Below are 14105 nucleotides of genomic sequence, written 5' to 3'. Positions count from 1 at the left end.
GCGATGGCAAAACGCAAGCGGGATATTCAGCTTAAATTCCGCGTCACGCCGCAGGAACGGGAAATGATCGAAACAAAGATGGCGCAGTTCGGCACCACCAACATGGCGGCGTATCTCCGCAAGATGGCGATTGACGGATATGTGGTGAAGCTCGACCTTCCGGAGCTGCGGGAGCTGGTGTCCCTGCTTCGGTATTCCAGCAACAACCTCAACCAGCTCACCCGCCGCGCCCACGAAACAGGCCGTATCTACGAAACCGATCTGGAGGACATTCAGCAAAGTCAGGAACGGATATGGACGGCGGCAGAGAAAATCGTTTCCTCGCTGGCGGCGCTGAAATAAGTCGCAGGGGCGGCGGTCACTCCGCCGCCCCTGTTCACACAAAAGCAAAAGCCCCGACGCAAAACAGCATCGGAGCTTCTACGGTTCCAGATTGTTTTCATCAAACAGCGGCGAGGCAAAAAAGCTGCTCAGGTCGATCTCCAATCCCTGACAAAGCTCGTGGATGATCCGCAGCTTCATAGACGGGTATGCGCAGTTCACAAGATTACCGATGGTGGACTTCGGTACGCCGCTTTTCATATAAAGCTGATACTGCGTCATGCCACGCTCCTGCATCAGCTCAACCAAACGCCTGCTGACGGCTTCATTCAACTGCAAGTACCACACCTCCCGTCCCTGTAACTGTACCAATATTATATTTCCCATCTGGAGAAAATTAGTTCAGGTAGCTGTACTAAAGAAGGATTATGTGATATGGTTAGATGTCGGGCAAAAGGCGAAAACTATTCGTATGACTTTGCCGCATCCTTGCAAAACACCAATGGGCAAAGTATTCTAATATCAGAAAAAGATTTGACTGCTTGGAAAGGAGCTGCGGAACGTATGCTGACAAACGAAATTGTGCTAAAAGTATTTTCTGACTACCTCAACCGCGATACGGATTTTGAAGTTGTCCTGACCAGCAGAGGCTACACGGTCATGGGTTTTGACAACCACCGTCAGGACTGGAACACCGTGGACTTTTGCCCTACGCCCGAAGCGCTGCGGGATTCTTTGTTAAACGCCTATGAGAGCTTCCGCGAGCTGGAGATCACGGGCGGTGATCGTGATTTGACCGAAAAGGAAGAAGAAAAGCTCGCCAAAGAGCGTGACGCGCTGACCGCACTTTGTGAAAAGGAGGCCGCAAAATGTTCATCCTGAAAATTCTCTTTGCGCCGCTGTCGCTTATCCTGTCCCTGTTCGTTTGGCTGTGCGCAGGGCTGCTGTCCTGCTCCGGCTTCGTGTTCAAACTGGCAAGCGGACTGCTCTCCCTGCTGGCTTTCGCCGTGCTGATTACCTACTCCGTAAAGAACGGCATCATCCTCCTTATGCTGGCGTTTCTGATCAGCCCGATGGGACTTCCGCTGCTGGCTGTGCAGGGGCTTGGCAAGCTGCAAGACATGAACACCGCCATGAAAAACTTCATTCATAGTTAAAACACAAGCCGGGGCGAACGCCTCGGCTTGCTTTTCTAAAATCGTTGTTTACTTTCTTGCTAATATCGGATATAATATTAGCAAGAAGGAAGTGATAACATGACCGCCTACGACCGGCTTGATCTGCTTTTTCAGCAAAACAATGGGATCGTCAAAACCGCGCAGGTTTTGGAAATCGGTATTTCCAAGTCCACGTTTTACGCCTACGCCAAGCAGCACGGCGTAGAGCAGGCCGCGCACGGTGTTTATGTTTCGCCTGACGCATGGACGGACGCCATGTACCTGCTGCACCTTCGCTGTGCGCAGGCCGTATTCTCCCATGAAAGCGCGCTGTTTTTCCATGACCTGACCGACCGGGAGCCGAATCCGTATTCCATCACGGTCAAGACCGGCTACAATCCTGCCAGCCTGCAAGCAGACGGCATCAAGGTCTACACCATCAAGAAAGAATTGCATGATGTGGGGATCGTCACGATGAACACGCCCTTTGGCAACCCGGTTCCCGTCTATGATATGGAGCGTACCATCTGCGATCTGATCCGCAGCCGCAGTGGAATCGAGATGCAGACCTTTCAGGATGCACTCAAGCAATACGCAAAACGAAAAGACAAGGACTTGCGGAAGCTGATGCGCTATGCGCAGATGTTCCGTGTTGAAAAACTGCTTCGGCAGTATTTGGAGGTACTCTTATGATTAAGACTGCACGGCAGCTCAAAGACCTGATACGCAATCTCTCCAAGGACAAATCCGCAGATGCGCAAATCCTGATGCGCAATTACATGATGGAGCGCTTTCTGGAGCGCATTTCTCTTTCGGAATATCGGGACAAGTTCATCCTTAAAGGCGGGATGCTGGTGGCTGCAATGGTCGGCCTTGACGCCCGCTCCACGATGGACATTGACGCGACCGTAAAGGGTGCGACGGTCGGCATCGAGGACGTGGAGAACATGATTGCCTCCATCATCTCCGTACCGGTGGACGATGGCGTGGGGTTCCGGGTGAAGCGCATTTCCGAGATCATGGACGAGGCCGAGTATCCGGGCATCCGTGTCAGCATGGAAACGGAGTTTGACGGCGTGATAACGCCGCTCAAGATCGACATTTCCACCGGCGACGCCATCACGCCCCGCGAAGTGCGTTACAGCTTCAAGCTGATGCTGGAGGATCGTTCCATTGAAATTTTGGCGTACAATCTGGAAACTGTTCTGGCTGAGAAGCTGGAAACTGTCGTGTCCCGCGCCACCACCAACACCCGCATGAGAGATTTCTATGATCTGCACATTCTGAGCCAGCTCCACGGCCAGAGCATCGTCCCAGCCGATCTCCGTGCGGCGCTCATTGCAACGGCCAGGAAACGCGGTACAGAGAAGTATCTTGCCGACGCGCCTGCGGCCTTTGATGAAGTTGAGGCCGACCCGAACATGGAAAAGCTGTGGCGGGCTTATCAGAAGAAGTTTTCCTATGCCGCCGACCTGTCGTGGCATACGGTCATGGAATCCATCCGCAGCCTATATGAACTGGCACGGGAGTAATAGAGAGCAGCAAATCGGAATTTATATATAAAGGAGAATATTGATGAAACTGTTTTTATGTTCGCACTTTTCAAGTGTAGGAAGTCTGATAAAGGAAGAAATTGAAAATAAAAAAGTCGCATTTATTCCAACAGCTTCGCTGCGTGAAGGCTACACCGGTTATGTCGGCTCGGCTCGAAAATTATTCAAAAAGTTGGGAGCAATCGTAACTGAAATTGATATTTCAACGGAGGCTTATTCAACGATACAGTCTGTTTTTGAAGATGCGGATGTGATATATTTTACCGGCGGAAATTCTTTTTTCCTTATAGACCAGCTCCGTAAAACGGGAACGGATGAGCTGTTGAAGAAAGAATTGGCAAAGGGAAAACTGATGATTGGTGAATCGGCAGGTGCGATTATATGCGCTCCAAGCATCCAATATATCGAGCAAATGGATGAAAAGCCGGAGGACTACTCACAAGAAGATGATGCAGGGATTGATTTGATTGATTTCTATGTTCTTCCGCATTATCTTACAGCACCATTTAAGAAAGTTACCGAGAAAATAATGACTGAGTTTTCGGATTTGAATCTATGCCCAATTAACAACCGTCAGGGAATTGTAATTGATGGTGAAGATTCAAAGGTTATTTGCAAAGACTAATTTGAAAATTCCAGTTTGTCGAACTATCAGTTTGCTTTTACCTCTTGCAAATTAACACATTTCAAACGGTCTGCTTCGGCAGGCCGTTTTACTTTTCAAGGAGGTGTCCAACATGGCAACCACACGCCTGATGCCTCTCCACACCGGCAAAGGCCGCACGGTGGGACAGGCCATCAGCGCTATCATCGACTACACCAAAAATCCGCAAAAGACAGACGGCGGCAGGCTGATAACAAGCTGGCAGTGCGACAGCAGGATCGCCGATGCCGAGTTCCTTTTCGCCAAAAATCAATACACCCAAAAGACCGGCAGAGTGCGCGGCGAGGATGATGTGATCGCCTACCATCTGCGGCAATCCTTTGTTCCCGGAGAGATCACACCAGAGGACGCGAACCGTTTGGGCTGTGAGCTGGCCAAGCGCTTCACCAAGGGCAATCACGCCTATATCGTCTGCACCCATATCGACAAAGCCCATATTCACAATCATGTGATCTGGAACTCCACCGCACTCAGCCAGACCCGGAAATTCAGAAACTTTTGGGGCAGCAGCCGCGCCGTGCGGCGGCTCAACGATACCATCTGCATCGAGAATGGCTACTCCATCGTGGAGAATCCAAAGCGCCACGGCAAGAGCTACAACAAGTGGCTGGGCGACAAAAAGAAGCCCTCCCACCGGGAGCGAATCTGCGCGGCCATTGACGATGCGCTGACACAAAAGCCCGATAGCTTTGAAACGCTGCTGGAGCAGCTGCGGCAGGCCGGGTATGAGATCAAGGGCAAGAAAGTCCCGTCCCTGTTAGGCGGCGAACAGAAAAAGTCCATTCGCATGGATACCCTCGGTGACGGCTATACTCCCGCAGATCTCCGCGCGGTGATTGCAGGTGAAAAGGCGCATACGCCGCGAAAGAGCGCCGCACCGCCAGTCAAACCGCAAAAGCGCAGCGGGAATCTGCTGGTGGACATTCAGGCCAAATTACGCGCTGGCAAGGGTGCCGGTTATGCGCGTTGGGTGACGTTGTTCAACCTGAAACAGATGGCACAGACGGTGGCCTATCTGCAAGACCATGAGCTTTTAGATTACGCCGTTCTCTCGGAGAAAGCGGCGGCAGCGTCCGCTCACTTCAATGAGCTTTCCGCAAGGATCAAATCTGCTGAAAAACGCATGGCCGAGATTGCGGTGCTGCGGGAGCATATTGTCAATTACGCCAAGACCCGCGATACCTACGTTGCCTATCGCAAGGCAGGGTACTCCAAGAAATTTCTTGCAGAGCATGAAAGCGAGATCACGATCCACAAGGCCGCAAAGGACTATTTTGATGGACTGGGCTTCAAGAAGCTGCCCACCATCAAGGCGCTGAATACCGAGTACGCCGAGCTGCTGGCGGAGAAGAAAGCGGCCTACGCCGAATACCGAAAAGCCCGTGAGGAAATGAAAGAGCTGCTGACGGCCAAAGCCAATATCGACCGTATTCTGGAGCTGGACAAGGAGCAGGAGGAAGCGAATGAACGACGGGAAAAAGAGGCGGAGCAGCGCTGAGCTACCCGCCCACAAGCGATTTGCAAAATCGCGCAGCCGCAGGATTTATCCTGCGTTCCAGAACACACATTTTGTGTTCTGCGGGGATTGGGGCAGCGCCCCAACAAGCATGAAACAGGCGGGCTCCGTGTAAACGGAATCCGCCTGTTTTCGCAAAGTGGGTACCGCTTTGCATTGCTTGCCAGTTTCTTGTTCCCGTTCGTAACCCCTCTGAAGCCGTGGTTTTCGATGCCGCATATAGCGTAACGCTTCGCCTCGCACGCGGCCGGTTGACCGTGTCTGCGTCTGCGCCTCGTCGTACCCGAACTGCGCGACATGGCACTCTGCCCCTGCGGGAACGTCCCTGATTTTTTCTGTAGCAGCTTGCATTCGTGCTGAAAATTGACTTTCAGGCGTAAATCGTGTAAACTATATTAGTACATTAGTCACTGCTAACCGAAAAAAGGAGGGCATCCAATGACAAGCGAATACATGAACAACCTCTATCGGGATCTGCTCTCCAATTCACCGCAGACCGTAACGATCCCGATTCCTTCTGATATGGGAACCGGACAAATTGCGCAGGTGGTGACAAAACAGGGTGCCGTTGTTTCAGACTGGAAGATGAATTATTTTTCTGACATGAATGTGCGCGGGATTAACAGCGAGGACTATATTCAAATGCTGTTCTGCCTGAACGACGGCGTGTCGTGGAATATTGCAGGCAGCAGAGAGGGCGCTTGTCTTGCAAAGGGAGAATCCTGCATTTACCGTGGACACGGGAAAATGGAGTCTCTCTGTTATGCGCAAAACAGCGACTTCTATTTTAAGAACATCAAAATTCCCGTTCCATATTTCAAACGTTTATTACAGGACTACTTCGAGGATGGCGAGATTACCGTCTATGAAAAGAAACTGCTGACCGGAATTTCAAAGGTGAGCATAACGCCCTATATGGAGCATATTTTCGCAGAGTTACAAGACTTTACACATTATCGGGGTGGGCTTGGGTATCTGTTTCTGGAAAGCAAAATCCACGAATTGCTGTCAGTATATTTGAGCGAAGTGTTGGAGCTGCGAATCCTCTCGCCGGAATACTGCTGCATATCAAAAAGTGAACGTGATTGCATCATCGAGGCAAAGAGAATCATTGACAGCGAGCTTGCCTTTGCGCCAAGCTGTGAAGGACTGGCAAGGCAGGTTCAAATCAGCGTCTCTAAATTATCAAGGGGATTCTCCATGATGTACGGCATTTCGGTTCATGCGTATGTTATTGAGCAGCGGTTAGAGCGAGCCGCAGGATTGTTATTGGAGAGCAATATGAACATTGGGCAGATAGCGGTTCTTGTGGGTTATACAAAGCCCAGCAACTTTTCTGCTGCATTTAAGAAAAAGTATGGAGTTATGCCAAAAGATTATCGAGAGGCCAGCCGAATCAAATAGGTGCTTTGCATACCCAAAATAAATACCGATTTTGGGTAGAATGAAATTGCTTTTGGGTTGGATATTGGACATGAAATTGCTAAAATGCGTGGTGTGGTTAGAACACTCTAACCACACCACATTTTCATTTTCTCAGAGGAGGATACTGGTATGAGTTCCCAGAAAAAAAGTTCCCGGCTTGAGGGAAAAGATTTAATTACTATCGGCATCTACACCGTCATCTATGTCGTGATTGTTATGCTGGTGGCGATGCTTGGCTTTATCCCCATTTTTATTCCGCTGATGGCGGTACTGTGCCCTTTGATTGGCGGCATCCCCTATATGCTGTATGTTACAAAGGCTAAAAAATTCGGGATGACTGCAATCATGGGTTTCCTGATTGGCCTAATCATGGTGTTCTTCGGCAACGGCTATCTTACTATGGTAACTGGTCTCGTTGGCGGCCTGTTGGCCGACGTGATCCTGAAAAAGGCGGACTACAAAAGTGCAAAGAGTACAGTTCTTTCCTGCGGCGTGTTCAGCATCTGGGTGTTTGGCAACTTTGCTCCCATTTTCCTGAACCGTGAAAGCTATATGGTAATGTTGACTGAAGGATACGGCGCTGAATATGCAGCTACCCTTAATACATATATGCCTATGTGGATTGCGCCTATTCTGCTGGTTGCCTGCTTTGTGTTTGGCCTTGTCGGAGGTGTGATTGGGAAAGCTATTTGCAAAAAGCACTTCCAGCGTGCCGGTATTGCATAATGGCGCGGGAAATTCTGCTCAGCAAAAAAACAGAACAAGGGTTACGGCTCGATCCGCGTACAAAACTGTTGCTCATCTTCATCATAAGCATTTTTGTCATGGGTGGAACAGGCGGAGAAGCTATGGGGCTGATCCGCCTTGTTCTTTGTACGGTTCCGGCTATATTGCTGCTTACCTCGAAACAATGTGCAAAAGCTGTGGGCTATATTGCTGTGTTTTCTGCTTTTTATGCTGTTCAAATTTATGTTTTACCGCACCTTACGGGAATATTGAATTTCCTCGTTCTGTTTACAACAGGATTCTTCTGCCGAATCCTTCCCAGTGTTGCGATTGCTGCCTATGCAGTGAAAACAACAACGGTCAGTGAATTGATTTCCGGCATGGAAAGAATCCATATGCCTAAAGAAGTGACGATCCCCTTAACGGTCATGTTCCGCTTCTTTCCAACTGTCTTTCAGGAGTCAGAAGCAATCAGTGACGCTATGAAAATGCGTGGGATTAAACTTGGAGGGAAAAAATCTTCAAAAATATTGGAGTATAAGCTGATCCCGATGATTACCTGCTCCGTGAAAATCGGTGAGGAACTTTCCGCTGCGGCAATTACCCGTGGCCTCGGTGCTCCTGTCAAACGCACAAACATTTGCCAGCTTAAATTCAATTTTGCCGATGTGGTGCTGATCTTGTTTTGTTGCTTTGTAGTGTTTTGGGCGATTGCTTCCCCGATAATTTCCGCAGGAGGGATTTTGCCATGATAGATTTTCAAAATGTTTCTTTTTCTTATGGTGAAGAATCCAGCGGCGGAGGGATTAGAAATGTCAATCTCACCATAAACACAGGGGAATTTGTTTTACTCACGGGAGAATCCGGCTGTGGGAAAACAACGATTACCCGTTTGGTAAACGGGCTGGTGCCTCATTATTACGAGGGCAATTTAGAGGGTGATGTCCTTCTGGACGGAAAAAGCGTATCAGATACGCCGCTTTATGACTTGGCTGCTATGGTGGGATCTGTATTCCAGAATCCCAAAAGTCAGTTTTTCAACGTGGATACGGATAGTGAATTAGCCTTTGCCTGTGAAAATTTAGGCTATCCCCAGGAAGATATCCTGAAAAGGATTGACCGTACAGTTTCCGATTATCATATTGAAGATTTGATGGGGCGAAGCGTGTTTGCTCTGTCCGGGGGCGAAAAGCAAAAAATAGCCTGTGCTTCATCAAGTGTATTGCTACCGGGAATTATGGTCCTTGACGAACCATCTTCTAATCTGGATATGGCTGCTATTGATGACCTGCGGCAGGTCTTGAGCCTCTGGAAAAAGCAGGGCAAAACAATTCTGATTGCAGAACACCGCCTTTACTACCTTCACGATCTTGCAGATCGTGTGCTGTATGTAAAAGATGGGGAGATTGAACGGGAATACACGCCTGCTGAATTTGACAGTTTATCGGATAGCACTCGAAAAGAAATGGGGCTGCGGCCGTTTTCTCTCTCGAAGTTGAAACCCGCGAATCAGTATCAGGCGCATACAGCTAAACTGATGGAATTTCAAAATTTCTGCTTTGCGTATAAAAAGCGGGAACCGGAAAGCCTCCATATTCCGAGTGCTGAACTGCCTGTTGGAGAAACGATTGCCATTATCGGCCTGAATGGCGCTGGAAAATCTACTTTGGCCCGCTGTATTTGCGGACTGGAAAAGAAGTGTGGCCTTTTGCAGGTTGACGGGAAAACCCTTGATTGGAAAGCCCGGCTCAAACATTGCTACATGGTAATGCAGGATACCAGCCATCAGCTATTTACCGAAAGCGTGATGGATGAAGTGCTTCTGAGCATGGACAACGAGGATGAAACTGTTGCAGATGAAATCCTTAAACAGTTTGATCTGCTGGAATATAAAGACAGGCACCCGCTTTCTCTTTCCGGCGGGCAAAAACAGCGGGTAGCGATCGCATCTGCCATTGTGAGTAACCGGGAGATCATTGTGTTTGACGAACCAACCAGCGGGCTTGATCTCAAACATATGTGGGAAGTTGCGCGGAGTTTGAAGTCACTCGCGGATCAGGGCAAAACGCTTCTTGTTATTACGCATGATCCGGAGTTGGTGATGGCGGGATGTTCGTATGTAGTCCATATGGAAAAAGGGCAAATAAAAGAAAGCTATCCATTGGACGAATCCGGCAGTAAAAAGGTTTTGGATTTTTTCCGAATCCGCCAGTGAATTTTAGAAATTATGAATGTCAGGGCCGCCTTGACTGGACAGAAAGATAATGATAAGAGGCCGCTTTACTTTGGCGGCCTCTTGTTTTTGAAGCACAGACAGTACGGCTCAATATAAGGAGGGCTTATGTTCAAAAAAATCTTTGAGTACGCAGGGCCATATAAGAAAAATATGTATGTGGCCACGGTTGTCGTACTGGTCAGCGTTCTTATGGGCGTCCTGCCTTTTGTGCTGGCCTATCAGGTCATTTCACCATTGGTTATGGGCGATTCTGTTGAGACAGAATTTGTTTTATTGCGTGTTATAGGGGTTTTGATCTGTCTTGTTTTGCAGGCGGTTTTATATGGATGGGGATTATCAATTTCTCATAAAGCAGCATATAACACATTGTTCCGGCTGCGGGTATCTCTGCAAGAGAAGTTTGAGAAACTTCCCCTTGGCATTGTGGAGGAAAAAGGGACAGGGACAATCAAAAAGCTGTTTGTCGATGATGTGGACAGCTTGGAATTGCTCCTTGCTCATTCAGTCCCGGAGGGTATCGCAAATTTGCTGATCCCGCTGGTGATTTATGTTGCTATGTTTTGTGCGGACTGGAAACTGGCTCTTATGTCTTTGGCCTCTATCCCGATCAGCCTGCTCTCCATGGTCATTATGTACTCTGTTGGAATGAAGCGCATGGGTCCCTACTATCAGTCTGCACAGAAAATGAACAACACGATCATTGAGTACATCAATGGTATGGAGGTTGTCAAGGTTTTCAACCGGGAGAGTGAATCTTACGAGAACTTCCGCAAGGATGTAACGGACTATCGGGATTATACCTTGGCATGGTATAAGGCCGCCTGGCCCTGGATGGCGATATACGGAAGTCTGCTGCCCTGCACTGTTATTCTGACTTTGCCTCTTGGGGCATGGTTTGTTCTCTGTGGCATAAGCACTTTACCTGATTTGATTTTAGTCCTCTGCCTTTCCCTCAGCATTGGGATTCCTCTCCTGAAAGCACTGGGCTTTATGGAGACGATTCCGAATCTGAATTATAAGATCACGGCACTTGAACAGATGTTAAATGCGGCACCGCTGCAAGCTGCTGAGGATGATTTCCACGGACAGGATTTTAACATTTCTTACGATCATGTTTCCTTTGCGTATCAAACGACACAGCCTGGCCCAGATGGGAAACCGATAATAGCGGAAAACGAAGTCCTCCACGATATTACCCTTGTGGCAAAAGCAGGACAAAAAACTGCCCTGGTTGGTGAATCCGGTTCTGGCAAGAGCACCCTTGCAAAACTGTTGATCCACTACTATGACCCGCAGAAAGGGAGCATTTCCATTGGCGGGCAGAAACTTTGTGATATGAGCCTGGAGGCATTGAACAGCCGCATTTCCTATGTGGCTCAGGATCAGTACCTGTTTAACACCTCCCTGCTGGAAAATATCCGTCTTGGACGTTTGGATGCTACCGATGAGGAAGTAATGGAGGCGGCGAAGAAAGCCCAGTGTATGGAGTTTCTGGAAAAGCTGCCGCAAGGTATTCACTCCATGGCGGGCGATGCGGGGAAAATGCTTTCCGGGGGGCAGCGCCAGCGAATTTCCCTGGCGCGAGCAATATTGAAGGATGCCCCGATTGTAGTGCTTGACGAGGCCACGGCCTATGCTGATCCAGAAAATGAGGAAAAAATGGAGGCTGCTATTGCGGAGCTGGTGAAGGGAAAAACCTTGGTAGTTATCGCTCACAAACTTCCCGCTATAATGAACGCAGATCAAATATGCGTTATGGATCACGGAAAGATGGTGGCAACCGGAAAACATCAGGAGCTGATTCAAGCTTGCCCAGAATACCAAAAGTTGTGGAAAGCGGCTCAGGACAGCGCCGAGTGGAAAGTATCTACTGCAAAGGAGGGAAGATAAATGTTTGCATTGATTTCAAGAATCCTGAACCTCTCCGGGAGGTATAAAAGCCGTATTCAGGCTGCATTTCTATGTGCATTTGTCGAGTCCATTCTCTCCAAAATGCCGATCTTCATGGCGTTTATTGTCTTTGCCGGGTTTGCTGATAATACGCTGACTGGAAAGACCTGTCTGTTTGTCGGACTTGGATTATTAGCTGTTGTAGTGGTTCAGACAGTGGTTCACTATTTGAGCGACCGTCTGCAAAGTGCCGCTGGATTTATGATCTTTGCTGATAAACGGATGGAGTTGGGAAATCATTTAAGAAAAATGCCGATGGGTTACTTTACATCGGGGAATATTGGCAAAATCAGCTCTGTTCTCAGTACGGATATGGTTTTCATTGAGGAAGTTTCTATGAGTACCATTGGCAACATGATGAGCTATATGCTGTCTACTTTGGTTTTAGCTGTTTTTATGTTCGTACTGGATTGGAGACTTGGGCTGATTGCGGTAATCATTACCTTGCTGGCATCGCTGGTTGCAAAATATATGAATAAGGTTTCCTTCAAGGAGGCTGTCGGGCGTCAAAACCAAAGCGAGAATTTGACGGATGCGGTCTTGTCTTTTGCTGAAGGAATTGGGGTTATCAAAAGTTACAATCTGCTCGGAGAAAAATCTGACGAATTAACGGAAAACTTCAAAAAATCAAGGGATGTCAATACGAAGTTTGAGCAGAAAATGACACCGTGGACCACTGGCTTAAACATTCTCTATGGCGTGGGTATTGCCGCTATCTTCGGTTTATCCGTTTTTTTACATCAGGAAGGCGTACTCTCCCTGGCTTATCTTTTGGGCGTGCTGCTGTTTGTCTTTGATCTCTTTGGACCTCTGAAAGCTCTTTATGGAGAAGCAACCCGACTGACCGTGATGAATGCCGCATTAGACCGCATTGAAGCTGTTTTGGACGAGCCCGAACTTCCCGATAACGGAAATCAACATATTCTGTCACAGGCACAGCCGGATCAGCCAGAAGTACAATTTAGCGATGTGGCCTTCGCCTATCAGGACAAGGAAGTCCTGCACAACATCAGCTTCTCTATGCAGAAGAATACCATGACCGCACTTGTGGGACCGTCTGGCGGTGGCAAATCCACGATTGCGAACCTTCTGGCGCGGCTGTGGGATGTGAAATCCGGCAAAGTGACAATCCGTGGTACAGATATTCGGGATGTACCTCTCGCCGAACTGATGGAACAGATCAGCATGGTTTTCCAGAGGGTGTACTTGTTCCAGGATACCATTTACAACAATATCAGCATGGGTAAACCGGACGCTACCGAGGAAGAAGTCTATGAGGCTGCAAAAAAAGCCCGCTGCTATGATTTTATCATGGCGCTGCCAGATGGATTCCAGACAGTCATCGGTGAAGGCGGCGCTACTCTGTCCGGCGGCGAAAAGCAAAGAATCTCTATCGCCCGCTGCATTTTGAAGGACGCACCGATTGTCATTTTGGATGAAGCGACTGCAAGTGTTGATACCGATAATGAAAGCTATATCCAGGAGGCAATCAATGAACTGGTAAAGGGTAAAACATTGCTTGTGATTGCACACCGCCTGAATACCATCCGTCAGGCAGATCAGATTTTGGTGATCTCCGATGGACGGATCAGCGAACAGGGAACCCATGACGAGCTTATGGCAAAAGCCGGGATTTATCAGGATTTTGTAAATATCCGTAAAAAGTCCTCCGGCTGGAGCCTTGCATAAAGGAGACAATAGTGATGATTCATGCGTCCGGAGAGGATTATCTGGAGGCTGTGCTGGTTCTTCAAAAGAATCACGGTGCTGTCCGCTCTATTGATGTTGCACGGCGTGTTGGAGTTTCAAAAGCCAGTGTAAGCTATGCGGTGTCGGCTTTGCGTGAAGGGGGCTTTTTAACGGTAGATAGTGATTACGTTTTGCATTTGACCGAAACAGGCCGGAATGTTGCCGAAAAAATTTATGAGCGGCATCAGTTCTTTACAGAGCAATTTATCGCAGCTGGCGTTGACCCTGAAATTGCAGAGCGAGATGCTTGCCGGATTGAACACGCCATCAGTCAGGACACCTTTGAAAAGATCCGGGATGCACACAAACAGGAAAAATAGGATACTAATGCCCGTCGTTCCAACTGTGCGGACAAGAGCAGCCAGTGGGGAAAATATAAGCCCACTGGCTGCTCTACATGAAAGACAATCATCGGCCCTTTTGTTTTCCCCTGTACATCACTTCAGCTTATCTGCGCTCATGCACAGGTCTATGTACCGTTGCGACTCTTCTTCACCCTTTCCTGCAAAGTAATCAAGAACGCACTTGGCAACGGTCTGCGGCGCTCTATCGTGGAACACGATTCCATCCAGACTGATGTCCATTTCTTCTGAGATCAGCGCAACCGTTTCAAATTTCGGATTGCTCTTGCACTTTTCAATCTCAATGACAGTTCGGGTACACATATTAAGCCGTTCCGCTAATTCGCGCTGCGTGATCTTTTTCTGCTCCCGCTTTTCGCGAAGCTTTTGGGCGAACAGGTCAAGAAAGTTCATTGTAAATCACCTCTACTACATTGTAGAGTGAGCCTCAATTCACTTAAATACAC

At 48.5% G+C, this 14105-nt stretch carries 16 protein-coding genes; 14 read left to right on the top strand and 2 right to left on the bottom strand.

Annotation, left to right across the window (positions count from 1 at the left end):
* The first annotated feature begins 3 nt into the window (after window positions 1–3).
* On the top strand, window positions 4–342 hold the full coding sequence (locus FGQ61_RS00505) for a plasmid mobilization protein (protein ID WP_055270735.1): 339 nt from the start codon (window positions 4–6) through the stop codon (window positions 340–342).
* Window positions 343–420: 78 nt separating this feature from the next.
* Here the strand turns inward: FGQ61_RS00505 and FGQ61_RS00500 are convergent, their stop codons facing one another.
* The gene (locus FGQ61_RS00500) at window positions 421–660 is read right to left on the bottom strand and encodes a helix-turn-helix domain-containing protein (protein ID WP_035301310.1); all 240 of its coding nucleotides are present in this window, start codon (window positions 658–660) and stop codon (window positions 421–423) included.
* Window positions 661–756: 96 nt separating this feature from the next.
* Between FGQ61_RS00500 and FGQ61_RS00495 the strand changes: the two genes are divergently transcribed.
* The 13 genes from FGQ61_RS00495 (at window position 757) to FGQ61_RS00435 (ending at window position 13617) form a co-directional block, all read left to right on the top strand.
* On the top strand, window positions 757–1203 hold the full coding sequence (locus tag FGQ61_RS00495; protein ID WP_212745422.1) for a hypothetical protein: 447 nt from the start codon (window positions 757–759) through the stop codon (window positions 1201–1203).
* Entirely contained in the window at window positions 1191–1478 is a 288-nt protein-coding gene (locus FGQ61_RS00490) for a CD1845 family protein (protein WP_138374213.1), read from the top strand. The genes FGQ61_RS00495 and FGQ61_RS00490 overlap by 13 nt, the downstream gene beginning before the upstream one ends.
* A gap of 99 nt (window positions 1479–1577) precedes the next feature.
* Window positions 1578–2171 (top strand): type IV toxin-antitoxin system AbiEi family antitoxin domain-containing protein, encoded by a 594-nt coding sequence (locus FGQ61_RS00485; protein ID WP_138374212.1) that lies wholly within the window; start codon window positions 1578–1580, stop codon window positions 2169–2171.
* Complete coding sequence (locus FGQ61_RS00480) at window positions 2168–3010, top strand: nucleotidyl transferase AbiEii/AbiGii toxin family protein (RefSeq protein WP_136890932.1); 843 nt, start codon at window positions 2168–2170, stop codon at window positions 3008–3010. Before FGQ61_RS00485 ends, FGQ61_RS00480 begins: the two co-directional genes overlap by 4 nt.
* Window positions 3011–3053: 43 nt before the next feature.
* On the top strand, window positions 3054–3656 hold the full coding sequence (locus FGQ61_RS00475) for a Type 1 glutamine amidotransferase-like domain-containing protein (protein WP_138374211.1): 603 nt from the start codon (window positions 3054–3056) through the stop codon (window positions 3654–3656).
* Window positions 3657–3768: 112 nt separating this feature from the next.
* Window positions 3769–5193 carry a relaxase/mobilization nuclease domain-containing protein gene (locus FGQ61_RS00470; RefSeq protein WP_138374210.1) on the top strand — a complete coding sequence of 475 codons (1425 nt, stop codon included), beginning with the start codon at window positions 3769–3771 and terminating at the stop codon, window positions 5191–5193.
* A 456-nt stretch (window positions 5194–5649) separates the two neighbouring features.
* Window positions 5650–6615 carry a helix-turn-helix domain-containing protein gene (locus FGQ61_RS00465; protein ID WP_055270723.1) on the top strand — a complete coding sequence of 322 codons (966 nt, stop codon included), beginning with the start codon at window positions 5650–5652 and terminating at the stop codon, window positions 6613–6615.
* 150 nt (window positions 6616–6765) lie between these two features.
* Window positions 6766–7362 carry an MptD family putative ECF transporter S component gene (locus FGQ61_RS00460; protein WP_005601664.1) on the top strand — a complete coding sequence of 199 codons (597 nt, stop codon included), beginning with the start codon at window positions 6766–6768 and terminating at the stop codon, window positions 7360–7362.
* Entirely contained in the window at window positions 7326–8114 is a 789-nt protein-coding gene (locus FGQ61_RS00455; protein WP_229025888.1) for an energy-coupling factor transporter transmembrane component T, read from the top strand. The genes FGQ61_RS00460 and FGQ61_RS00455 overlap by 37 nt, the downstream gene beginning before the upstream one ends.
* Entirely contained in the window at window positions 8111–9577 is a 1467-nt protein-coding gene (locus FGQ61_RS00450) for an ABC transporter ATP-binding protein (RefSeq protein ID WP_009249996.1), read from the top strand. Before FGQ61_RS00455 ends, FGQ61_RS00450 begins: the two co-directional genes overlap by 4 nt.
* Before the next feature lie 126 nt (window positions 9578–9703).
* Window positions 9704–11488, top strand: a complete 1785-nt coding sequence (locus FGQ61_RS00445; RefSeq protein ID WP_009249997.1) for an ABC transporter ATP-binding protein — start codon at window positions 9704–9706, stop codon at window positions 11486–11488.
* Window positions 11489–13237 (top strand): ABC transporter ATP-binding protein, encoded by a 1749-nt coding sequence (locus FGQ61_RS00440; protein ID WP_138374209.1) that lies wholly within the window; start codon window positions 11489–11491, stop codon window positions 13235–13237.
* Between the two features lie 14 nt (window positions 13238–13251).
* The gene (locus FGQ61_RS00435) at window positions 13252–13617 is read left to right on the top strand and encodes a metal-dependent transcriptional regulator (RefSeq protein ID WP_212745421.1); all 366 of its coding nucleotides are present in this window, start codon (window positions 13252–13254) and stop codon (window positions 13615–13617) included.
* Between the two features lie 117 nt (window positions 13618–13734).
* Here the strand turns inward: FGQ61_RS00435 and FGQ61_RS00430 are convergent, their stop codons facing one another.
* On the bottom strand, window positions 13735–14052 hold the full coding sequence (locus FGQ61_RS00430; RefSeq protein WP_021633225.1) for a helix-turn-helix domain-containing protein: 318 nt from the start codon (window positions 14050–14052) through the stop codon (window positions 13735–13737).
* Window positions 14053–14105: the final 53 nt, after the last annotated feature.

Source organism: Collinsella aerofaciens (genome assembly GCF_005844325.1).
In the GTDB taxonomy this organism is placed as follows: domain Bacteria; phylum Actinomycetota; class Coriobacteriia; order Coriobacteriales; family Coriobacteriaceae; genus Collinsella; species Collinsella aerofaciens_G.
Note: the sequence above shows the minus strand (reverse complement) of the source record. Positions and strands in the feature narration are given on the sequence as shown.

Coding starts and splice junctions, on each gene's coding strand:
- FGQ61_RS00480 (WP_136890932.1), top strand. CDS start 2,168: ATGATTAAGACTGCACGGCAGCTCAAAGACCTGATACGCAATCTCTCC.
- FGQ61_RS00485 (WP_138374212.1), top strand. CDS start 1,578: ATGACCGCCTACGACCGGCTTGATCTGCTTTTTCAGCAAAACAATGGG.
- FGQ61_RS00470 (WP_138374210.1), top strand. CDS start 3,769: ATGGCAACCACACGCCTGATGCCTCTCCACACCGGCAAAGGCCGCACG.
- FGQ61_RS00475 (WP_138374211.1), top strand. CDS start 3,054: ATGAAACTGTTTTTATGTTCGCACTTTTCAAGTGTAGGAAGTCTGATA.
- FGQ61_RS00465 (WP_055270723.1), top strand. CDS start 5,650: ATGACAAGCGAATACATGAACAACCTCTATCGGGATCTGCTCTCCAAT.
- FGQ61_RS00435 (WP_212745421.1), top strand. CDS start 13,252: ATGATTCATGCGTCCGGAGAGGATTATCTGGAGGCTGTGCTGGTTCTT.
- FGQ61_RS00495 (WP_212745422.1), top strand. CDS start 757: ATGGTTAGATGTCGGGCAAAAGGCGAAAACTATTCGTATGACTTTGCC.
- FGQ61_RS00445 (WP_009249997.1), top strand. CDS start 9,704: ATGTTCAAAAAAATCTTTGAGTACGCAGGGCCATATAAGAAAAATATG.
- FGQ61_RS00450 (WP_009249996.1), top strand. CDS start 8,111: ATGATAGATTTTCAAAATGTTTCTTTTTCTTATGGTGAAGAATCCAGC.
- FGQ61_RS00440 (WP_138374209.1), top strand. CDS start 11,489: ATGTTTGCATTGATTTCAAGAATCCTGAACCTCTCCGGGAGGTATAAA.
- FGQ61_RS00490 (WP_138374213.1), top strand. CDS start 1,191: ATGTTCATCCTGAAAATTCTCTTTGCGCCGCTGTCGCTTATCCTGTCC.
- FGQ61_RS00430 (WP_021633225.1), bottom strand. CDS start 14,052: ATGAACTTTCTTGACCTGTTCGCCCAAAAGCTTCGCGAAAAGCGGGAG.
- FGQ61_RS00460 (WP_005601664.1), top strand. CDS start 6,766: ATGAGTTCCCAGAAAAAAAGTTCCCGGCTTGAGGGAAAAGATTTAATT.
- FGQ61_RS00505 (WP_055270735.1), top strand. CDS start 4: ATGGCAAAACGCAAGCGGGATATTCAGCTTAAATTCCGCGTCACGCCG.